Annotated in this window: 23 protein-coding genes and 1 other RNA gene; 12 read left to right on the top strand and 12 right to left on the bottom strand. The window is 44.6% G+C overall.

Features of this window, described 5'->3' with window-relative positions; genetic code table 11:
- Positions 1-8: 8 nt before the first annotated feature.
- Positions 9-1,412 carry an ammonium transporter gene (locus JOE49_RS14410; protein ID WP_013309724.1) on the bottom strand — a complete coding sequence of 468 codons (1,404 nt, stop codon included), beginning with the start codon at positions 1,410-1,412 and terminating at the stop codon, positions 9-11.
- A 295-nt stretch (positions 1,413-1,707) separates the two neighbouring features.
- On the opposite strand from JOE49_RS14410, the gene JOE49_RS14405 reads away from it, so the two are divergent.
- Both JOE49_RS14405 and JOE49_RS14400 read left to right on the top strand, forming a co-directional pair.
- Positions 1,708-2,139: a MerR family transcriptional regulator gene (locus tag JOE49_RS14405; protein ID WP_023988024.1), complete on the top strand. Its 432-nt coding sequence runs from the start codon at positions 1,708-1,710 to the stop codon at positions 2,137-2,139.
- Positions 2,140-2,179: 40 nt separating this feature from the next.
- On the top strand, positions 2,180-2,851 hold the full coding sequence (locus JOE49_RS14400) for a zinc metallopeptidase (RefSeq protein ID WP_023988023.1): 672 nt from the start codon (positions 2,180-2,182) through the stop codon (positions 2,849-2,851).
- Between the two features lie 81 nt (positions 2,852-2,932).
- On the opposite strand, the gene gltC is transcribed toward JOE49_RS14400, so the two are convergent.
- Both gltC and JOE49_RS14390 read right to left on the bottom strand, forming a co-directional pair.
- The gene (gene gltC, locus JOE49_RS14395) at positions 2,933-3,871 is read right to left on the bottom strand and encodes a glutamate biosynthesis transcriptional regulator GltC (protein WP_023988022.1); all 939 of its coding nucleotides are present in this window, start codon (positions 3,869-3,871) and stop codon (positions 2,933-2,935) included.
- Between the two features lie 98 nt (positions 3,872-3,969).
- Positions 3,970-4,593, bottom strand: a complete 624-nt coding sequence (locus JOE49_RS14390) for a rhomboid family intramembrane serine protease (protein WP_023988021.1) — start codon at positions 4,591-4,593, stop codon at positions 3,970-3,972.
- Between the two features lie 119 nt (positions 4,594-4,712).
- On the opposite strand from JOE49_RS14390, the gene tpx reads away from it, so the two are divergent.
- On the top strand, positions 4,713-5,231 hold the full coding sequence (tpx, locus tag JOE49_RS14385; protein WP_053325164.1) for a thiol peroxidase: 519 nt from the start codon (positions 4,713-4,715) through the stop codon (positions 5,229-5,231).
- Positions 5,232-5,323: 92 nt separating this feature from the next.
- Here the strand turns inward: tpx and JOE49_RS14380 are convergent, their stop codons facing one another.
- The 4 genes from JOE49_RS14380 to cshA all read right to left on the bottom strand — a co-directional run bounded on the left by JOE49_RS14380 (position 5,324) and on the right by cshA (position 8,754).
- A complete protein-coding gene (locus JOE49_RS14380; RefSeq protein ID WP_013309718.1) occupies positions 5,324-5,716 on the bottom strand; it encodes a DUF1499 domain-containing protein in 393 nt (130 codons plus the stop codon).
- A gap of 211 nt (positions 5,717-5,927) precedes the next feature.
- A non-coding RNA gene (gene ssrS, locus JOE49_RS14375) (6S RNA) lies at positions 5,928-6,122 on the bottom strand.
- Between the two features lie 58 nt (positions 6,123-6,180).
- A complete protein-coding gene (locus tag JOE49_RS14370) occupies positions 6,181-6,942 on the bottom strand; it encodes a YesL family protein (RefSeq protein WP_023988019.1) in 762 nt (253 codons plus the stop codon).
- Positions 6,943-7,164: 222 nt separating this feature from the next.
- Positions 7,165-8,754 (bottom strand): degradosome RNA helicase CshA, encoded by a 1,590-nt coding sequence (gene cshA / locus JOE49_RS14365; RefSeq protein ID WP_023988018.1) that lies wholly within the window; start codon positions 8,752-8,754, stop codon positions 7,165-7,167.
- Positions 8,755-9,079: 325 nt separating this feature from the next.
- Here cshA and JOE49_RS14360 point away from each other — a divergent pair, with 325 nt between their 5' ends.
- From JOE49_RS14360 to JOE49_RS14345, 4 genes are all read left to right on the top strand, one after another.
- Positions 9,080-9,901 carry a YitT family protein gene (locus JOE49_RS14360; protein WP_023988017.1) on the top strand — a complete coding sequence of 274 codons (822 nt, stop codon included), beginning with the start codon at positions 9,080-9,082 and terminating at the stop codon, positions 9,899-9,901.
- 172 nt (positions 9,902-10,073) lie between these two features.
- On the top strand, positions 10,074-10,262 hold the full coding sequence (locus JOE49_RS14355) for a hypothetical protein (RefSeq protein WP_080683009.1): 189 nt from the start codon (positions 10,074-10,076) through the stop codon (positions 10,260-10,262).
- A 216-nt stretch (positions 10,263-10,478) separates the two neighbouring features.
- The gene (locus JOE49_RS14350; RefSeq protein ID WP_209941631.1) at positions 10,479-11,657 is read left to right on the top strand and encodes a putative glycoside hydrolase; all 1,179 of its coding nucleotides are present in this window, start codon (positions 10,479-10,481) and stop codon (positions 11,655-11,657) included.
- Between the two features lie 196 nt (positions 11,658-11,853).
- Positions 11,854-13,224 carry an MATE family efflux transporter gene (locus JOE49_RS14345; RefSeq protein WP_023988015.1) on the top strand — a complete coding sequence of 457 codons (1,371 nt, stop codon included), beginning with the start codon at positions 11,854-11,856 and terminating at the stop codon, positions 13,222-13,224.
- Here JOE49_RS14345 and JOE49_RS14340 read toward each other — a convergent pair.
- The 5 genes from JOE49_RS14340 to JOE49_RS14320 all read right to left on the bottom strand — a co-directional run bounded on the left by JOE49_RS14340 (position 13,221) and on the right by JOE49_RS14320 (position 17,688).
- Positions 13,221-13,430 (bottom strand): DUF3906 family protein, encoded by a 210-nt coding sequence (locus JOE49_RS14340; protein ID WP_209941630.1) that lies wholly within the window; start codon positions 13,428-13,430, stop codon positions 13,221-13,223. The two genes, JOE49_RS14345 and JOE49_RS14340, sit on opposite strands and share 4 nt — an antisense overlap.
- A gap of 117 nt (positions 13,431-13,547) precedes the next feature.
- Positions 13,548-14,519 (bottom strand): 6-phosphofructokinase, encoded by a 972-nt coding sequence (pfkA, locus tag JOE49_RS14335; RefSeq protein WP_023988013.1) that lies wholly within the window; start codon positions 14,517-14,519, stop codon positions 13,548-13,550.
- Positions 14,520-14,542: 23 nt separating this feature from the next.
- On the bottom strand, positions 14,543-15,622 hold the full coding sequence (locus JOE49_RS14330) for a tetraprenyl-beta-curcumene synthase family protein (protein ID WP_013309708.1): 1,080 nt from the start codon (positions 15,620-15,622) through the stop codon (positions 14,543-14,545).
- A 244-nt stretch (positions 15,623-15,866) separates the two neighbouring features.
- The gene (locus JOE49_RS14325; protein WP_209941628.1) at positions 15,867-17,282 is read right to left on the bottom strand and encodes an MATE family efflux transporter; all 1,416 of its coding nucleotides are present in this window, start codon (positions 17,280-17,282) and stop codon (positions 15,867-15,869) included.
- 208 nt (positions 17,283-17,490) lie between these two features.
- Positions 17,491-17,688, bottom strand: a complete 198-nt coding sequence (locus JOE49_RS14320) for a cold shock domain-containing protein (RefSeq protein ID WP_013309706.1) — start codon at positions 17,686-17,688, stop codon at positions 17,491-17,493.
- A 173-nt stretch (positions 17,689-17,861) separates the two neighbouring features.
- On the opposite strand from JOE49_RS14320, the gene JOE49_RS14315 reads away from it, so the two are divergent.
- The 5 genes from JOE49_RS14315 (at position 17,862) to JOE49_RS14300 (ending at position 21,817) form a co-directional block, all read left to right on the top strand.
- Complete coding sequence (locus JOE49_RS14315) at positions 17,862-18,095, top strand: hypothetical protein (protein WP_013309704.1); 234 nt, start codon at positions 17,862-17,864, stop codon at positions 18,093-18,095.
- A 7-nt stretch (positions 18,096-18,102) separates the two neighbouring features.
- Positions 18,103-18,291, top strand: a complete 189-nt coding sequence (locus JOE49_RS26350) for a hypothetical protein (RefSeq protein WP_025715827.1) — start codon at positions 18,103-18,105, stop codon at positions 18,289-18,291.
- A 199-nt stretch (positions 18,292-18,490) separates the two neighbouring features.
- The gene (gene pepF / locus JOE49_RS14310; RefSeq protein WP_209941625.1) at positions 18,491-20,287 is read left to right on the top strand and encodes an oligoendopeptidase F; all 1,797 of its coding nucleotides are present in this window, start codon (positions 18,491-18,493) and stop codon (positions 20,285-20,287) included.
- A gap of 56 nt (positions 20,288-20,343) precedes the next feature.
- Positions 20,344-20,766, top strand: a complete 423-nt coding sequence (locus JOE49_RS14305; RefSeq protein ID WP_069079865.1) for a LapA family protein — start codon at positions 20,344-20,346, stop codon at positions 20,764-20,766.
- Positions 20,767-20,779: 13 nt separating this feature from the next.
- Positions 20,780-21,817 carry a M42 family metallopeptidase gene (locus JOE49_RS14300; RefSeq protein WP_069079866.1) on the top strand — a complete coding sequence of 346 codons (1,038 nt, stop codon included), beginning with the start codon at positions 20,780-20,782 and terminating at the stop codon, positions 21,815-21,817.
- Positions 21,818-21,881: the final 64 nt, after the last annotated feature.

The following is a 21,881-nucleotide window of genomic DNA, read 5'->3' as shown; positions in this document are numbered from 1 at the left end:
TTTACATATTAGTTCACAATTCCAGAACGCTTTTCAGCCTCAGCAACCAACTTCATTTGCTCAGGATAGCCGTACGTACCGTGTTCACTGATATCCAGTCCCATTGTTTCTTCCTCTTCCGTAACGCGAATACCCATAATTGCTTTCATCGCACCCAGAATAATGAAGGAAATGACGAACACGAAAGCCAAGGTGCCAATCAGTCCAAGCAGCTGTACTCCTAATTGGGTAAATCCACCACCATAGAACAGACCCGCTTGACCTACACCTGTTATTTTTACAAGCTCAGGAGTAGCGAACAACCCTGTGGACACTGCGCCCCACATCCCTGCAACACCATGCACGGAGAAAGCATATACCGGGTCATCTACTCTTGCACGCTCAAACCATTGCGCTGTGAAGAAAGTAACGATCCCTGCAACTGCACCAATGACCAGTGCCGCCCAAGGTGCTACAAAGGCACAAGAACCAGTAATGGCAACCAAAGCCGCCAGCACACCATTTAACATAGCAGGAATATCTGCCTTTCCGTATACCATCCAGGATACGAGCAAAGCGAAAACTCCACCTGCCGCAGCAGCAATATTGGTAGTCAAGGCCACATATCCAAAGAATCCGTCGTTCATAGCCGATACAGCACTACCTGGGTTAAATCCAAACCAACCAAACCAGAGAATAATAACACCCAAGATAGAGTACACCTGATTATGACCAGGGATAATGTTCGGCTTGCCATCTTTATTGAACTTGCCCAGACGCGGTTTGAGCAGCAGTGTAGCGACGAGTGCCGCCGTAGCGCCTGTCAAATGGACTACCGTCGAACCGGCATAATCCTGCATTCCCAACTTACCAAGCCATCCGCCGCCCCACACCCAGTGAGCTACAACCGGATAGATTACGATGGAGAATAAAATACCGAAGATAATGTATACACTTAATTTTGCACGCTCTGCCATCCCCCCGCATGCGATAGAAAGTGATACCGCAGCGAAAGCAAAGTGGAACAAAAACATAATTGTAATCGGAACATCCAGACCTGAAAGAGCATCAAACGATACTGCAGCATCCGTACCACTCATGAAGAAACCCGTCAGTCCCATAAATCCGTTGCCGCCATCATTACCAAAGCCGAATCCAAATCCAAGTGCCCAGAAGGACAAAGCCGCAACACCCGTGGTGAGAATCGTTTTACCAGCGACATGGCCCGCATTCTTCATTCGTGTCGAGCCTGCCTCCAGCAATGCAAATCCCGCTTGCATAAAAAATACAAGTATAAATGCCAAGAACGTAAAGGCCGTGTTTAACCCAGCTTGAAGTTGAATATTTGTCGGACCATCAGCAGCAAACGCACCTACCGGAAAAGCTAATACTGTCAGCATGGCCAATAATACAACTAACCACTTTTTTCTCATGAAGCCCACTCCCTCGAATGTTAAGTTTCTTTACATTTCGTGAAATTCTTATTGTCATTATAATCAGAATACATGAAAGTTGACAAGATTTTTTTTATTATGTTAAAAAAATATGGTCCCAAACAATCTATGTCACATTTACTAACTATAAAAGTAGCTTGTTTCTGTCCGAAAAAAAGCATGACGTTTGACTGTATGGTTGGGAATCATGTAAAATATTCTTTATAAACACTCCGTTTGCAAATGCTAATATTGAAGGTTGAACGAAGAGCGCGAGGTGAAGACAGATGGGGATATGAAGCTGTATCGAATTGGTGAGCTAGCCAAGGCGGCTGGTGTCAGCGAACGAACTATTGATTATTACACAAAGCTTGGTTTAATCACACCTGAAGAACGATCATTGAAAAATTATCGGCTTTATAATGATGAAACCTTAAACAGGCTTGAACGTATTAACCAAATGAAACAAGAGAAATATAGCCTCGAGGAAATCAGACAGACACTGATTAAATGGAACTCGGTCGCGGGGGAAGAGCACGTCACGGACAAACTAACGAGTCTAGAGATGCACATGCAGCGTCTGGAACGTGAAGTCAATGAACTACAGCCTCTTCTGGGGCAGCTCAAGCCCGTTCAAGCGCGCAAGTTGCTTACTGGTCTACTACCACAAAGCGCCGCTTGTATCGAAGCTCTGAAGTATCTGCTGGAGCATAGTTCTATGATGTAGATGCCCGGGCTAGTGATGAACAATAATGGAGGGTTGCTTTATGATGGGTATGTATATATTGATTATTCTTGCGTTCGGATTATCCTTATGGGCGCAATTCCGTGTAAAAGGTACTTTTAATAAATGGTCTGATGTCCCAAACGAAAATGGGTTGACCGGTTATGATGCAGCTCGGCACATGCTGGATCGCAATGGTTTGCATGATGTGCCTATTGAACCAGTACCTGGTGCGTTATCTGACCATTATGATCCAATGCAAAGAGTCGTACGGCTGTCCGAGCCCGTTTATTATGAAAAATCCATTTCCGCAGTTGCCGTAGCTTGTCACGAGGTTGGTCATGCCATTCAGCATAAAGAGCATTATCCCATGCTGGCACTCCGTCACCGGATCTTTCCGATCGTAAACTTCGCTTCCGGGATTGCACCGTTTCTGCTGATTGCCGGTTTCTTATTCAGCTACACGAACCTGATTGGCTTGGGTATCATCTTTTTCTCGGCTACTGTCGCTTTTCAATTAATTACATTACCGGTTGAATTCAATGCTTCCAACCGCGCCCGAGAAATTATGGTTTCCGAAGGGTTTATCCGTAGTGATGAAGAACGGGGTATAGCCAAAGTATTAAATGCTGCTGCATTAACTTATGTGGCTGCAGCTCTCGTTTCCTTGCTGGAACTAATCCGCTTAATCGGTATCTTTAACAGCCGGGATTAATTGCTTGTATTACAAAAAAAAGGTTGTTCCTCTACCAAGAGGAACAACCTTTTTCCTTTATCTAAAACCAATCAGCTATACTCACTGCCCTAAATCCGCTTTAGCACTTCCATTCGGAGTAGCAGCACTACCTTTAAGGCCAAAATATTGCAACAAAAAAGTTCGGAATGACTTTGCAACTAAGGGTAGTTTGTCATCTCTGCGATGAATCAAGCCAATAGTTCGCGTGACCTCTGGATCAACAATCGACACTCTTGCAGGTTGAAGCGGGTTGGTCTGAAACAACGCCATTTCAGGCAAAAGACTGACTCCCATACCAGCCGCAACTAATCCGCGAATCGTATCTGTCTCTTCACCTTCAAAAGCGATATCCGGCGTAAACCCTGCCTCCAGACAAGCCTGCCAGACAATCGGACGTAACGAATATCCATCTCTGAACAGGATGAATTTTTCTCCTTTAAGCTGACTCAGCGTAATGTGTTTGGCCGTAGCTAAAGGATGATTGGGCGGGAGAACAGCAAACAACTCCTCGGTCAGCACCACATCCCCCTCTACATGATCATGACGATCCGGAAAAGGAGATACAAAAGCCAAATCCACCTCACCCGCTAACACATCACGAATTAAACTCGGGTACATCCCCTGTTTAAATCTGAATTTAACATTGGGATACCGCTTTCGGAATTCAGCCACCACCGTAGGAATAAGATGAATCCCCAAACTGTGCGGAAAACCGATGCGGATTTCGCCCCCCTCAGGATCCAAAAACTCATGAACTTCTAAAACAGCTCGCTCTAGATCTTTTATAATCGTCTCAACCCGTTTGCAAAATAGTTGTCCCACTGGCGTAAGCTGCAAATTGCGACCCTTTTGCATAAAAAGATTGACTCCCAGCTCCTCTTCAAGCTGATGAATTTGCCGACTTACCGCAGATTGCGCCACATGTAGCTCCTCGGCTGCCTGAGTGACATGTTCTTTTTGCGCTACCTTCATGAAGTATTGCAACTGTCGTAATTCCACTCCGATATTCGCTCCAATCTGTTTTTCAACATCCAGAAGAAGACGTCAATCGAACATCATCCTCTTTCTTGCCCTGCTAACTTACCGTAAAACTGTCTTTAGTGACGTTTGCGTTGGCCAGTCAATCTGATCATTAATCCATAAAGGAAAAACCCACTGAGCAATCCCCCGAAGTGAGCGGTCCAGTTAATGTTCGCTACAGCGAAAGAAAACAGGATACCAAACCCAAGCAGCGTGTACAGCGTTTTACGCGAGGCGTCATCCATCAGTGACCGCTGGAACAGGGCAACGTATAGGAATGCTCCATAGATGCCATAAATCGCTCCTGAAGCTCCTACAGAGACTGTCGTTTCCGTCATCATATTGTAATGCGCGATGGACAGTATGTTCCCTACAATGCCCGTGACCAGATACAATAACACATAGCGGAAGGACCCCAGCAAACGCTCCAGCGGAGGAGCGAAGACGAGTATGGCGAAGGAATTGAACAGAAGATGATCAAACCCTGCATGTAAAAACATAGCTGATACATATCGCCACAGTTGATCAGTGAATGGCGCTTCATTAATCAAAGCTCCATATCGGATCAACGTCAAACTATTTTCCGATCCACCCTGTACGGTGAGTACAATAAACATCACAATATTAATGAGCAAAATCAGACAGGTTACTGGGTAAAACCGCAAATAACTTTTCCAGTTCTCATAACGTAAAAAAATCAAGGCAATCCTTCCTTCATGGGTGTCTCCACCTTATTCAAATTGGACAATGTCTTTTATAAAAGATTATAATAGATTTCGGCAACGATAACCAATGCTAAAAACCAAGGAGGCTATTACATATGGCACAAGAACGTACAGGAGCTGCTACTTTTAAAGGCAATCCTTTGACACTCTTAGGTCCTGAACTGAAGGTTGGAGATCAGGCACCTGATTTCAAATTACAGAAAAACCTGCTAGAAGCAGCTACGCTCCAAGACTTTGCAGGCAAAGTCAAATTGATCAGTGTTGTTCCTTCTTTGGATACAGGCGTGTGTGACGCACAGACTCGACGTTTTAACCAGGAAGCTGATTCCCTTGGGGATCAAGTCGTAGTGCTGACTGTCAGCGTCGATCTGCCTTTCGCTCAAGCTCGTTGGTGCGGTGCTGCCGGTATCGACCGCGTATTGACACTGTCCGACTATAAGGATCATTCCTTCGGCGAAGCTTATGGTGTGTTCATCAAGGAATTCCATTTGGATCATAGAGCTATTTTTGTGATTGATCAAAATGATAAAATCGCTTACGTAGAATACTTGAGCGAAATGTCCGAGCACCCTGACTATGAGCAAGCGATTGCAGCAGTGAAAAAACTCGTCTAAATCAAGACTGAATATTAAAAAAGCGAGTGAAGGGTTGCCTTCCTCGCTTTTTTTGACGTTTGTCTGCCACATCACTGCTCACACATCTACAATTACTGCACGACCTTATGAGCGGACAGCTTCTTGTCAATCACAGCGAACAGTTGCAAAATGATGCGGTAATTCGCGCCCAAGTCCCCTAGCGATCCGCGCGAAGCAGAATAAATATCCACCGCACTCCGAACTGGCGAGACGGACAATATAGAAACGGTAATGTCGACAGTTCTACCGAACGCCGTTCGCTTCTCTAACGTAATCTCACCTACGGATGCTACCTCATGGAGTACCTTGTAGCCAGGAATTTTTTTCAAAATAGATGATACTTCTTCCCAAGCCTTGTCTCTCGATAAGTTATAATAGCGTGTCTTCATTTGGGGGTCCTTGACCCGGTCGCTTGTACCTTCTTGGCTGCGCACAATCCCTACCAGAGTCCTCTTCAACGACAAGACATTTCCTCCTTCACGATAATCGTTGCCATAATGCAGCACATCGGTTTTTTTGCTGCAAGCGCTTTATAAAAACGTTAAACAACAAAAATTTAACCGACCATACCTGTGGTATGCGACCTTAGTACCTCATGTCTTAGTTTAACATTGTTACATACAAAAAACACCCTGTTTCTGCACGAAGCATGAACAGAGTGTATTCATTATCTTTGGAGTACCCGCCGATGCCGTCCGACCATAGCGTCTTCTGAACCTGCTTTAGCAGGTGGGTGACCGCAGAATAAACTTTTGAAGTCCCCTTGTCAGGAATTGACAGGGCTTTTCAGCTGTTCATCCGTATAGATCTCCCTAGACATTGTCATTGGTTCAAAACAACAAATGACCGTAACGTGCATCGCAGGATGTGACCTTATTATAGCGCTTCTCACTCAGAAAGTAAATGCTAGGAGAAATATGTTTTATTTTTAGAGGTTATCACTTTTCTTGTCTTCAATGGTTGCCGTATCTTCATCTTTCTGCTTCATCTTTTCCATTTGATCTTGCATTTTGAGGAATGTTCCATAAAAATTAAAGAAAGCGAACCAGGCAACCACGCTGCCGATGAAGAATAGGAAAAGCACAGGATATTTGACTCCAATAAATATAACAACGGCGCTGCCGAGCATGGTGGAAAATACACGGAATGGTCGAATCAGCGTCAATAAAACCGCATTTTTAATAATTTGTCCGGTAGACATATGATAATGAGCCACCATCGAAAAGAAGTTAAACATAGACACAAGCAAAATAATGATAAGAATAAGCATAATTACGCCCACGATTTGCAAGTTGCTGAGTTGTGTCATATATACGGTATAATCCACATACATGATGACAAACAGCAATGTGTAAAAGATACCCCCGATCAGACTCTGCTTATAATTCTCTTTATACCCTTTAAAAAAGGTACGAAACACGCCCGTATCGGTATCACCCATTACCCATTTGCGAACCACTGTGAACATAGCCGATGTGGCTGGAAATAAAGTAAGCGGTGCCAAAATAGCCATCGCCCAGTTCATTTGTAAAGACTCATTAGCCAAATTCTGATTCATTACAAGTAGTTTCAGTATGAGGCAGAATACAAAGGGCGACGAACATAACACCCATAACAAATTTGTAGCCGCCAGTCGGGTAATCCACTCGGTCAGGCGGTAAATACCACCCATAGCTCCTTTAAACTCCAATGTCAGTCTCTCCCTCCGCAAGCCTTGGCAGTTCCAAGACTCATGTTGCTATGCCTATAAATTCCGGCTCTTGACTATATCATACCGTATTTCAGCCCTAATACGCCAGAGAAATCAATACATGACCCATTAAAGCAGATCGCTAAAAGGTTCATTCATACTGATCAATCATAACAAAAAAGCCGAAGCTTCATCTGCTTCGACTTTTCATTATTTCATTTCTTATTCGGAAGAGGAATCTTCACGTCTTGCAGGACGACGAGTTTCTCCATTGCTGCTCGGGCGTGGTTTACGATCTCCACTGTAGCGGCTTCCTGAATCACGGTTGTAGCCACCGCCTTCTTTGCCACGGTTGTAACCGCCATATCCACCTTTACTTCCACTACCGCCGGTACCGCCAGAACGGTTGGAATTGTAACCACCATTGCTGCGACCGCTATAGTTGGAAGGCTTGCGACCGCCAGAACGCACGTCTGGTTTACGACGTTTTGCACGGATCGGATCTTCTGGAGTCAACTCAATCGATGCTTCTCTTTTCTCACCAGTCATCAGTTTCAGAGCTGCGGAGAGAAGTTGTACAGAATCATATTGCTCCAGCATTTGAATAGCCAAACCTTTGTACTCGTTCAGCTCACCGCTTTCTACAGCCTCTAGGAGACGTTCAGCAATGATACGTTGTTTGCCTTCCAGAGCTTCAGCCAACGTTGGAAGCGGCTTGCGTGGAATGCGGTGACGAGTTACACGTTCGATAAAGTGCAAATGGTCAATTTCACGAGGCGTTACGAAAGACCAAGCTTCCCCTTCTTTACCTGCACGTCCAGTACGTCCAATACGGTGAACATAGCTTTCTGGATCTTGCGGAAGGTCAAAGTTCACAACGTGAGTTACGCCGGAAACGTCCAAACCACGGGCAGCTACGTCAGTCGCTACGAGCACATCGATGCTTCCGTCACGGAATTTACGCATTACAGCATCACGTTGGTTTTGAGACAAGTCACCATGCAAACCGTCTGCAGAATATCCGCGTTTTTGCAGAGCTTCAGCCAGCTCGTCTACCCGACGCTTGGTACGACCAAATACGATAGCAAGTTCTGGGGATTCCATGTCGATCAAACGGCTCAATGCTTCGAATTTTTGACGCTCAGGAACTTCGATATAGGCCTGATCAATCAGTGGAGCACTAACTTGTTTAGGAATAACTGAAACATGCTCAGGATTTTTGAGGAATTGCTCAGCCAATCTTTTAATATTAGGAGGCATTGTAGCCGAGAAAAGCATCGTTTGGCGCTCGTCTGGAACTTGCTTCAGAATGGATTGAATATCTTCCATGAAGCCCATATCCAACATTTCATCTGCTTCATCCAAAACAACTGTGTTTACATCTTCCAGCTTGATGGTTTTGCGATTAATATGGTCAAGCAAGCGTCCTGGCGTACCAATAATAATTTGAGGTTTCTTTTTCAAAGCACGAATCTGGCGTACGATATCTTGTCCACCATAGATTGGCAAAGTACGAAGACCTTTGAAACGGGAGAGTTTTTCGATTTCTTCAGCTACCTGGATAGCAAGCTCACGTGTTGGTGCCATGATCAGGGCTCTGATTTTTTCGTCGCTTCTAGAAATTTTGTTGATCAGCGGAATACCAAACGCAGCAGTTTTACCAGTACCTGTTTGGGCTTGGCCAATCATGTCTCTGCCTTGCAGTGCAATCGGGATGGATTGGGATTGAATTGGTGTTGCTTCTTCAAAACCCAGTTCTGTAATCGCCTGAATTACTTTCGGTTCAAGATCAAATTCTGCAAATGTCGTCAAATTTATTCAAACTCCTTCATAATGGTGGATGTGGTGGACAATCCACAATGTTGTCTGTATTCTTAAGTAGCGATATTATTGTATAAGTTTTCCCCAATACAGTGACAGTTTATTTAGACCTATAACTGCATCTTTCTGTAATGAATTTGGGGAACCTATCCGATACATCTTAAACGAATTTATCCTTTTTAAAACAGTTTAAATTTTAAGTGTTTCTCTGGACATAGGTCCCTACTCAAGAATATCCACATCGCATTATAGCACAGAACAATTCATGAATACCAGCAAGTTGCTTCCCGTATAATTTAAATGAGGTGAAATTAAGTTGTTAAAAATAGTGTTAAACTGCTTAACTGTCATTTTTGGAGCCGCTGCCATTGCATGCGGTTTTAATCTGTTTCTCGTGCCACACCACTTGCTGAGCGGAGGAGTAGCCGGGCTTTCCATGTTAATCGGCTACTTCACAAAATTTGATATCAGCGCGATGTATTTTATTATTAATATCCCGATGCTTATTGCAGGCTGGTTTATTTTAGGCAAGCGTTTTATTAGCCTGAGCATTTTATCCGTTGTCGTTACAACGTGGATTTTGGCGTGGGTGCCGGTGCAATCTGTCGTGTCGGACCCCCTGCTGGCCTCCGTTTTTGGTGGGGTAATGATCGGCGTTGGAGCAGGAATTTCCTTTCGGGTAGGAGGGTCCACGGGCGGTTTTGACATTATCGGTTCCATCGTCACTCGTTATCGTGACTTCCCCGTAGGAACTGTACTTGTTGGCATGAATGGACTGGTCATTCTTGCAGCAGGATATTTGAACGATGATTGGAATATTGCACTTGCGTCGATGCTATCTATTTTTGTGACTGGCAAGGTATTGGATCAAATCTATGTCAGTCACACGAAGATTACCGTCTACATTATTACAGAACACACCGACAAGCTACTGGAGCGGATGTTGACCACACCACGCGGTGTTAGCAAAATAAAAATTGAAGGCGCATTTTCACATACCGAAAAGGACATGCTGATGACTGTCACGACACGCTACGAGCTAGTTGAATTAAAACGCATCATTAAAGAAGTGGACCCTTCTGCTTTTGTCAATATTGTGGAAACAGTTGGGGTGATGGGTTCATTTCGCCGAAGATAAGCACAAACCCAAGTGTCAAAATACAGTTTCTGTGGTACACTATATGTGCGCTGTTCCCATAGTATATAAAGACCAGCTTTACCTGCTATTTCACAGGCACTTTGCTTTTCCGAATCGTATTGAATGATTCTTTTGGAATGATTCCGAGCAGGAAAGGGTGATTTTTGTGGAAATGGAAACGGTAAAACTGTCCGACATTGTCTTAAGATGGTACCCGGAAATGCTCCCTTCTCTCAAAAAGGATGAGCTGAACTCGATGATTGTGCTTCGGGACGGGATGGCCATACTCAAGCCAACGGATGCGCTAGAAATTATTCAGTACAGTATTTGCGAGCATCAAGACAATAATTATCTTCAATAAATTTCTTTACCAAGTGCCGCTTCTTCCGGTTGCATCTACGACCGCGAAGAGAGCGGCATTATTTATGCATTTTTATGGATTCAATGAGCACCGGTTGGGTTAATCATGTAAGACTGTGCCTGATGATTCCAGTATTGGTTACAAGCGTGTTGTTTTTCGATACATAACTTTACGTATAATCAGGTAAGCGACATACATAAGGGAGAGAGTTAGGAAATGAATATGATTTGGGCAATTATGCTATTGGCGATGGGGATAGGCGGAAACGGGGATCAGTCAGCCAACGCTCCAAATGTAAAAGATACGGTGGCAACAACAATTAGCAGCGCCATGATTCAGGCTCAGCACAATAATATGAAGGTGGATGCCTCCAATCCTTCGGTTAAAATTGACCCACAACCGACGACTCCTGCTATCAAGGGCATCTATGTCACGGCTTATAGCGCAGGCGGTTCGCGTATGACCCAGTTGCTTGAACTGCTTGACAAGACAGAGCTCAATTCCATGGTTATTGATATTAAAGACGATGCAGGTTACATCACTTATCCAACGACCACTCCCGAGCTGCTCAAATTGGGCAAGCCGCAAAAATTCATTCGGGATATTTCCGGTTTGATGGACCGATTGAAAAAGCATAATGTTTACCCGATTGCTCGTATTGTCGTATTTAAAGATACGGTACTGGCCAACAAAAATCCCGAGATGTCTTTCCGTAACCCTGACGGCTCTGTCTGGAAAAACGGCAAAGGAGACGGGTTCGTTAATCCCTATAATAAAGAAGTATGGGATTATAATATCGCCATCGCTAAGGAAGCAGCCAAACTTGGTTTTAAGGAAATTCAATTTGACTATGTACGTTTCCCCGAAGGCTTTGAGAAAAGAGCAGACAAGCTGAAATATACCAAATCAGATCAATCCCGCTCGGATGCAGTCGCTGAATTCGTACAATATGCCCGCAAAGAGCTTGCTCCATTAGGTGTGCGAGTATCGGTAGATATTTTCGGATATGCCGCATCCGTTCCTGCTGCGGAGGGGATCGGACAGGATTTCACTAAAATCTCCGAAAATGTGGATGTCATTTCGCCCATGGTTTATCCAAGTCACTACACCACAGGCTGGTTCGGTGTAAAAGATCCCGATAAGAATCCTTACCAGACGATTAAAGGCTCCATGGCCGATACCCACAAAAAGCTCGATCCGACGGGCAAGCTAAAGCCAATTATTCGTCCTTGGATCCAGGATTTTACCGCAAGTTGGTTGGGGAGCGGACATTATGCCAAGTATGGGAAAACTCAAGTAGAGGATCAAATTCGCGCGCTTAAGGATATGAAAGTGGATGAATATTTACTCTGGAATGCCACAAACCGCTATACAAGTGGAGTAACTTACAAATAATTTATCCCTCCGGACATCTCGTTCTCTTATACAAGATTTAGAAATTATATAATTATTTCGAAGGCTGTCCCGTTGTTTGGCGAACGGGTGCAGTCTTTTTTATTACTGTTCAAATGTAGCGGTATCCCTTACAATAAATACTTACATGTTATGATATATACAAATAATCAATCCCTAGTAAATGAGGAAAACAAAAATGCAATTGACACTAACAACGGGGCAGAAATGGAAGCAGCTTTTCTACATTTTGCTCCCTATCCTGATTACCCAGCTTGCACTATCTGCCATGACTTTTTTCGATACGAATATGTCAGGGCACTTTTCCCCTGCCGATCTGGCTGGAGTAGCCATTGGAGTAAGCCTATGGGTTCCTGTACAAACAGGCCTTAATGGAATACTTATGGCTATCACGCCCATTGTATCTCAATTGGTAGGAGCACAGCGCAAAGATAAAGTCTCCTACTATGTCATTCAAGCACTTTGGCTCTCTCTCGCCCTGTCTATGGTCGTTTTGATTGCTGGCATTATTTTGGTCAAACCTATTTTGAACGGTATGAATTTGGAACTGAGAGTTCATAATGTGGCCATATACTACCTTTGTGCCATGGCCTTCGGGATTGTTCCTCTATTTGCCTACACTGTGCTCCGAAGCTTTATGGATGCATTGGGACAAACCCGCTTTACGATGTTAATCACGCTCATGTCGTTACCCATCAATGTATTGTTAAATTATCTACTTATTTATGGAAACTGGGGTTTTCCGCGTCTGGGGGGTGTGGGTTCCGGGGTAGCGACGGCGACCACCTACTGGATCATCATGCTGGTTGCCGGTATCACTGCGCATCGTGGAAAAATATTTGCCGAATACCGAATCTTTAACAAAATATACGGGATTGCTGCTGGTGCTTTGAAAGAGCTCATCAAGATTGGAGTACCGATTGGATTTGCTATATTTTTTGAGACTGCCGTCTTTTCAGCCGTCACCCTCTTCATGAGCAGTTATAATACAGCTACCATAGCCGCACATCAGGCCGCCATGAACTTTGCATCTACGCTGTATATGATTCCACTCAGCATTTGCATGGCACTTACGATTCTGGTTGGCTATGAAACAGGAGCTACTCGCCCGCGGGATGCCAAAGCTTATAGTGTAATGGGTATCAGCAGCGCAGTAGGTCTATCACTGATTACAGCTATTGTACTGCTTATCTGGGGTGAACAGGTTGCTCGACTTTACTCCACCGATCCGCAGGTCATTCAATTGGCACAGCATTTTCTAATCTATGCGATTTTCTTTCAGATATCTGATGCTGTCGCTACACCTACACAAGGAGCGCTACGCGGGTATAAAGACGTCAATCCAGCCTTTTTGCTCACATTCCTCTCCTATTGGGTCATTGGGCTTCCTGTAGGATATATACTGGCACGCTGGACTTCATTGGGGCCCTACGGCTATTGGATCGGTTTGATTACAGGGTTGGCAGTAGGCGCTATTTTACTTCTCTGGCGTCTGGTGAAAGTACAACGTCGTTTCTCCGAAAAAAAACAACACGCAGAGGCTATTTAGCCTTTGCGTGTCTCGATTACATATGCTGCGCCTAAAGTTATTCGTTTTTTCTCCACAATCGCCACTTCGTTCAGCTTGGGAGGAAATAGAAAGTGTCTCTCCACATGTTGTTCAATCTCCTCAAATGCCTGTTCTTCATTTTCAGCAGCGAGAATGACGGTCAGCGTTCCTTCCGAACTGTCCACTTCGATTTTGAATAGGTACATGTATGACTACCTCCTGATAGGATTCAAAGCTAAAAAAATAGCGGATGACTCGGGTCATCCGCATAATTTTGATCTTTTCCAATATCAGAGCCGATCTATTTTACATAAAGGCTCTTATTATTGGGACAAACGCAAGGCCAGCTCATAAAGCTCCATATTGAAATCTTTTTTGGTATTTACAACCTTGTCAATATCTGTAGCTACCAACTTACCGTCGATCGTTCCGCAAGCCTTGTCAGATATGCCCTCAATCAATTGGCGAACAGCAAAGTCACCCAAACGGCTCGCCAGGTTGCGGTCAAACGCTGTTGGTGTGCCTCCACGTTGGATGTGTCCAAGCACTGTAACACGAGGCTCATAATCCGGACAGTTTTCTTGGATAACCTGTGCTACTGTTTCGCCTTTGCCTACACCCTCAGCAACAATAATGATACTGTGGCGTTTGCCATGCTTAAAGTTTTGTTTCATCCGATCGGATACTTCATTCAGATCAAATTCTACCTCAGGCACCAAAATCGTTTCTGCGCCAGAAGCCAGACCCGCATGCAGAGCAATATCACCGCAATGACGTCCCATAACTTCCACGATGGAAGAACGTTCATGGGATGACATCGTATCACGCAGCTTGTTGATTGCATCCACTACGATACTAACCGCTGTATCAAAACCAATAGTGTAGTCCGTGAAGGAAATGTCATTGTCAATCGTACCCGGAAGACACATGGTTTTAATGCCCTGCTTGGTCAGTTTGTTAGCTCCTTGATAGGAACCGTCTCCACCAATCACGACTACGCCGTCAATTCCACGGTTACGCAAAATTTGAGCGCCTTTTTTCTGCCCTTCTTCAGTCGTAAATTCCAGGCATCTTGCAGATTGAAGTACAGTACCCCCACGTTGGATAATATCTCCAACGCTTCTCAGATCCATTGGAAAAATATCATCGTTCAAAAGGCCTTGATAACCGCGTTGAATCCCGAATACTTCCAGTCCAAAATACAATCCGCTACGTACGACGGCGCGAACTGCCGCGTTCATCCCTTGTGAATCTCCACCACTTGTTAATACTGCAATTTTCTTAACTGCTGTCATGATTTATGACCTCCTCAAAATAATCATATAAGCCTTCTTATCCATCGACTGTTTAATAAGAAAAACAAACGCATGAGCGGACTATTTTTCATTAAACGTCTCGAAACAGCGCGAACGTCCTGCTGCTCGCTAACTTTAGGGTCGGATAAATATAAAGCCAGCAATCCCTCGATAATCATCCGGTGAAAGGAGCTGGCAGGGACATCTGCAATATCAGCCCGCGCCCGATTCACAACGTAGGCGATCCGGTCTAGCATCATGTCGGTATCTTCATAATAATTGCAAAAGTTAAGATCTCCGCCCTTCCGGTCTTCGTCTTGATCGATTAGATAATCCAGCAAAATATGAAGACTGCACACATGTGGAAAATACGATGCATGTATTGAGGCAGCCCCTGCATCTGTCAGATGCTGGTCGCTGGCAGCAAGAAACAGCATAAAGACCCCCAGAGTTGAACCGGTAGCCGCAGCAAACTCATTCCAGCGCAACTCTGGTGTACGGTCTTTATGAAGCGACCACCAGTCCAAAAGCGCTTGTTCCCGCAGCTCGGGTTTAATATGCTTGTATACTTGCAAATCCGTGTATAATCGCGCCAAATCCTGAACGTAAGGCATTGCCGCCTCATAGCCCGGAAGCCTGCTTACACAAGACTGACAGGTTGTCACCAGCCCGGTCAAATAACCGCCATCCTCCTGCTCACGACGCAACTCATAATAATTCACTGGCCTAGCCGTCGGATTAACCGCATCCAGCATAGCCTGATGCAACAGCCTGAAATCATCCGGGTCCATGGACGTACTACGATCACACAGGTTGTCCAGATAATCACTAATGGTCTGATACGCTACGATCAGCGGAATTAGCGTCTGCCGGGCAGACATATTGGCTGCGGCATAAACCGCCCCACCCACGCAGTGAAACGTCTTATCCGCTATGCTCGCAAGCGCCTGGCTTCGCAGCTCAGGGTCCGGAATTTGTTCGGCCTTGCTCTTCCAGTTACTCAATTCTAGTTTCGTTTCAGGGAGAATGTGCTTGTACATTCGGCTCATTAGACCTATGGGGCCTCTCGGTACTTGATAACGTCCTTGCTCAACATAACTCAAATGACGGTGCCTCCACATTGTTGTCTACGTAATTATACCTATCCAAACCATATCCATTATAATATGTTCGTCCTTTTAGCACAAATGAACAACCTCACTTTTTTCTTTAAAATTCAAGAAAAATGAGCTATTCTCACAAAAAGACTTTATACCTGTAATGTTTTATTAGTCAAAAATAGGAGTTACACAAAATCTATCCTTATAAGACTTTAATCGCAAATAGTATAAATGGCCTACCGCCTACTTATCCCTTGTCCTCTGCTGGCTTCACCCCTTGGATTCCCTCTCCCATGCTTGCCTGCTTCCATTTCCCGAAAGCATAATAGAAAATGACTGCTACGGCAGAGATAGCAAAACCAACAGGAAAACTCCACCATACAGCATCTAGACCATACTCATCGACAAATGCATAGGCCAAAGGTATACGAATGCCCCATAATGAAATAATGGTAATTAAAAGCGGTATCATTACGGAACCCGTTGATCGAACAACACCTGTAATGACATTGGTAACACCGAATATAACAAAAGACCACAAAGTGATCAGATTAATCCGCATACCCAATTCCAATGCACCCCCCGTAGAAGGAAGGAACATGAGCAAGGCCTGACGGTTAAACACGTAAATTAATACCACAGCTCCACCAGTCAACACAAAATTATACACAATCCCAATCCAGGTTGTCATGCGCACTCGATCCCAACGTCCGGCTCCGATATTTTGAGCGGCAAAGGAAGATACGGCTGCACCTAACGCCATTGCCGGCATCTGCACATAGCTGGACAAATTATTGGCTGCTGTATAAGCTGCTGCTGCCACTGTTCCGTAGCCATTAATCAGATTCATTAAAGCAATCGCGCTGGTGGAGACAGCAATCATTTGCAACCCCATCGGCACTCCCTTACGGATTAGGGTCCAAATAATCTTCCAATCAAATCTGAGTAAATGAAGCTCTGAAGAAGCAATGCACAAAAAATATTTTACTCGATATAGGTAAATGAGGATCAACACAAAGCTGATCCCTTGAGCGATCAGGGTAGCAGTAGCGGAACCTCCAATGCCCATAGCAGGAATCGGTCCCCATCCGAATATTAACAGCGGGTTGAGTAGTACATCCAGTACGACGGAAACGATTAGAAAATAAAATGGTGTTTTGGAATCTCCAGCCCCTCTCATTACAGTCATTATGTAGTTATAGCCGTACAAAAAGGGCATGCCTGCGAAAATAATACGTGTATACGTGATCGCCATATTCACCGATTCGGCAGGTGTATTGAGTACATGAAGAATCCAAGGCGCACTCAAAAATCCGATAATACCTATAGCAAAAGCGAGCACCAGAAAAAAGACTGCACTTGTACCTACTACACGCTTGGTTTCAGCTACGTCTCCTGCTCCGATATTTTGTCCGATCATAATAGTGGCAGCCATGGTGACGCCAAAAATCGAACTGATAAGAAAAAACATTATAATATTTCCATTGGAAGCGGCAGTCAATGCGGCTTCTCCCAGAAACTTTCCAACCCAGATCGAGTTGATCGTTCCATTCAGGGATTGCAGAATGTTTCCGAACAGCATCGGCAAAGAGAACATAAACAGCGTTTTGGCAATAGGACCTTCAATCAGGGAAGGCTTACGACTAGCCTCTGCTGCACTCATTTTCTCAACTCCTTCAATTTAAGATGTCTTCTGCTTAGTTTTATTACGTATAATACCCTATTCCTGCTCAATCTTCTCATATCATAAACGTATTTACGCAAAAAAGCGCAGTCCCTTAAATTTAAGGAACTGCGCTCTCAATTCATAGTTTAACCGTAATATATAAGACATCCGTAGAAACGGAACCATTCTTACAATTCAGTTACACTTACAGTTTGATTACGTTAGCTGCTTGGGGTCCACGGTTACCTTCAGTAATTTCGAATTCAACCGCTTGACCTTCTTCCAAAGTTTTAAAGCCGTCGCCTTGGATTGCGGAGAAATGTACGAATACGTCCTCGCCACCATCCATTTGAATGAAGCCATAACCTTTTTCTGCGTTAAACCATTTAACTGTACCTTTCAAGTGAACAACCTCCTAAAAATACCGCCATCTATGGCGAATATCCATATTATACTTCATGCTTTTTCACAATGCAATTGATGTTTTCCCTGGTTTTTCGGGCTGGAATGATTTGCTTTTGCGGCGGAAACTGCGGTATCATGAACCAAAACATCTATAAAATCGGAGACATGCATATGATGAAAAAACACGAAATATACAAAAAAGACAATTGGAACATGATGACTGTCGAGGTGCAGGGCCGTTACATCGTTCTACGGGAAATATCCGATGATTGGGGCGAGGAAGCCCACACGTTTTTAAGCCGTCCGGCGCTGATGCATTGGGCTCAAAATCGGTTTCCCAAGCAGTCCTTTCAAGATAATGAGGAAGAGTGGCAGCGGATCATGAACGCTTTCAAACAGGTCTAGCCTATTCATGGTGTCCAACAGCTATCTCATCTTCATTATTCTGGCCTTCACGCTGGGCGGAGTGCTGATCATGAAGCGTGATACGATACCGACTCCTCTCAAAAAGTGGATGGCCCTCACTGCTGTAATCATGGTTTGCCTTGCCTTTTATCTTATTGTATACAGCTTATTAAATATAGGTTCCAACCCACAGTAAGGAAAATTATACTTTCGGGCGTAAGAGGTCATACTATGGCATAACAAGCCATGGTATAAGGAGGATCTGCCGTTACATGCATCCTGTAAAACCTCTTGCCCTGCTGCTTACGGTAAGCGTGGCGGTTTCTTCGTTTTGGCATCCGTCCCTTACTGCCGCAGCCCTACCCCACATTACGTTCGATCAGAGGAGGCTCTCCATGAGTGAAATTGTAAAACGCGCTGATGCGCCAGTGGAAAATACATGGAAACTGGAAGATTTGTTTCCCAACCGCAAAGCATGGGATCAAGAATACGAAGAAGTCAAACAACTAGCCAAAAAGGCTGAACATTTCCAAGGCAAGCTCAATTCAGCAGAGTCGATTGGCAGCTGCTTTAAATTGGAAGATGAATTGTCGCTTAAAACCGAGCGTGTATATGTGTACGCACATCTGCATCATGATGAGGATACAGCTGAACCTACATACCAGGGTCTTTCGCAAAAAGCCAAAAAATTAGGCGTTGAGGTTAGCGAGTCTCTTTCTTTTGTGACGCCTGAAATTTTGGCACTGCCGGATCATCAGCTCGATGCCTTCATTGAAGATCCGAAGCTTGCAGATTATCGGTTTACACTTCAAGAAATGAAGCGGGAAAAAGCACATATTTTGGGCAAGACAGAAGAAGCACTGCTCGCTCAGGTTGGCAATCTGGCTCAAGCCCCGCAAACGATTTTTGGCATGCTCAACAATGCTGATCTGAAGTTTCCAAAAATTAAGGATGAGAACGGCAAAGAGGTTGAGCTGACTCATGGCAGCTACATTCAATTCCTCGAAAGTCCGCACCGCGAAGTACGCGAACGTGCTTTTAAAGCGGTATATGACACATATGCCAAAAATAAAAATACAATTGCTTCTACACTAAGTGCCAATGTAAACAAAAATATTTTTTATTCTCGTGTTCGCAAATACCCTTCTGTACTGGAAATGTCACTGTACGGTGACAATATTCCGAAGGAAGTATATACGAATCTCATTGATACCATTCATGAAAGCTTGCCCCTGCTCCATCGTTACATCAAGCTGCGTAAAAAGTTGTTAGGTGTGGACGAGCTCCATATGTATGATTTGTTCGCTCCACTTGTGGACGAATACAAGATGGACATTACGTATGAAGACGCCAAAAAGCAAACAAAGGAAGGCCTTAAGCCACTTGGCGCGGACTATCTGGCTTCGTTGCAAAAAGGCTATGATGAGCGCTGGATTGATGTATACGAAAATGAAAACAAACGCACTGGTGCATACAGTTGGGGAGCTTATGGTACCCACCCATATGTGCTGCTGAATCATAAAGACAACCTGAACAGCATGTTCACACTTGCTCATGAAATGGGGCATGCGTTGCATTCGTACTATTCAGACAACGCATTGAAGTATAGAGATGCACAGTACACCATTTTCCTGGCTGAAGTGGCATCCACAACCAATGAAGCGTTGCTAATGGACTACTTGCTGAACAAATCAACCGATCCGAAAGAGAAAATGTACCTTCTCACCTACTATGCAGATCAATTCCGCACAACGGTTTTCCGTCAAACCATGTTTGCGGAATTTGAGAAAATTGTACATGAACGCGCTGAACAGGGGGAATCCCTTACACCGCAGCTTTTATCAGAAATTTACTATGATCTGAATGTGAAATATCACGGGCCTGGCATGAAGGTAGACAAAGACATTGAAATGGAATGGGCACGGATCCCTCATTTTTATAACAGTTTTTATGTCTACAAATATGCTACTGGCTTCTCGGCAGCAACTAGTTTCTCGAAACAGATTCTGGAAGAAGGCCAACCAGCCGTTGACCGTTACTTGGGCTTCTTAAAGAGCGGTGGCAGTGATTATTCAATTAATATTTTGAAAAAAGCTGGCGTTGACATGTCCTCTCCGCAGCCGATCCGCGAAGCGATGAGCGTATTCGAAGAAGTCATTACAGAAATGGAAAAGCTAACTGAAGGAAAGTAAAACCGTGCGCCCTTAAAATCCAGCATTGAAATGATGCACGGATAAATCCCTTGTCCATGGCGGGCAAGGGATTTTATAATGTAACGGGAGGAGGTGGCATTTTGAAAACACAATGGTCTTTGATCGCAGCTCTTGTTATTGCTCTGTTAACAGCTGTATTTGCTGTTATTAATGTGAATTCGGTTCAAGTGAACCTTCTATTCAGTATGGTTAGCATTCCTTTGATTCTGCTTATTCTTGGTTGCACTCTTCTAGGTGGACTTATTGTCGGTTCTTTCGGTATTTTCCGCCAATATAGGCTTCAGAGAGAGATTAAACGTCTGACTACTCAGCTTCATACATTACAAGAAGAGCACACATCCACGGTGGAAGCAAACGCGGATGTGACCTATGACACGACTGGGTCTTCCAGCACAGGGTCTACTTTCGACCAAGAAATAGAGCAACCGTCCTCTAAACCTGATCGGTTGTCCAAATGAGGAGGAGCAACAAATGACGATTCAATTAAATGAAGATTATATGATGAACTTTTTAAATCAGCTACTGAACACGCCCAGTCCCAGTGGGTACACACACCATGTGATGGAGCTGATTCATAAGGAAGCTGAGAGCCTCGGGGTACCCATCGAATGGAATGCAAAAGGCGGTGCCATCTTGACTCTGGAAGGTCAGGAAACGGACCGTACGGTGGCGCTGAGCGCACATGTGGATACATTGGGCGCGATGGTACGTTCGATTACAGCACAAGGCACCCTACGTCTGACATCCGTCGGCGGTTTCATGATGAACAGCATTGAGAACGAATACTGCCTTATTCATACCCGAAGCGGACAAACGTATACGGGCACTATTCTGTCCAGCCAGCCATCCGTGCACGTCTATGATGATGCACGAAGCTTCGAGCGCAAGGAGAGCCACATGGAGGTCCGGATTGACGAGCTTGTTGAGTCAAAAGAAGACGTGCTTCAGCTCGGTATTGCGGTGGGCGATTTTATTTCGTTCGATGCGCGTCCAGTCGTAACACCGAGTGGATTTATCAAGTCACGGCATCTGGATGATAAAGCTAGTGTAGCTGCACTGTTTGGTCTACTGGAATCTGCTGTACATGGAAACTGGAAGCCTCGACATACCGTTAAATTGCTCATTTCTAACTATGAGGAAGTGGGGCACGGAGCGGCTTACATACCTGAAGGAATCAGTGAGATGATAGCTGTCGATATGGGCTGTATGGGTGAAGATCTGAGCTGCAAGGAAACGGATGTTTCTATCTGTGCCAAAGATTCCTCCGGGCCTTACGACTATAATATGACGACCCGTCTGATTGAGCTGGCCAAAGAGCTGAATATTCCGTATGCGGTAGATATTTATCCGCACTACGGTTCGGACGCTTCGGCTGCACTAAGAGCAGGTAATAACATCCGTGCTGCTTTGATCGGCCCTGGCGTACACGCCTCCCATGCAATGGAGCGCACGCACAAGCAGGCCGTGGTGAACACTGCACGTCTGCTTGCAGCTTATGTGACAGTTTAATTCGAACGATAAAAACCGACCTGTTCCACTGGAGAATAGGTCGGTGAAGGCTTAGTGAAAGGAA

Source organism: Paenibacillus sp. PvR133 (assembly GCF_017833155.1).
GTDB classification, from domain to species: domain Bacteria; phylum Bacillota; class Bacilli; order Paenibacillales; family Paenibacillaceae; genus Paenibacillus; species Paenibacillus polymyxa_B.
This window is presented reverse-complemented; position numbering and strand designations above follow the sequence as displayed.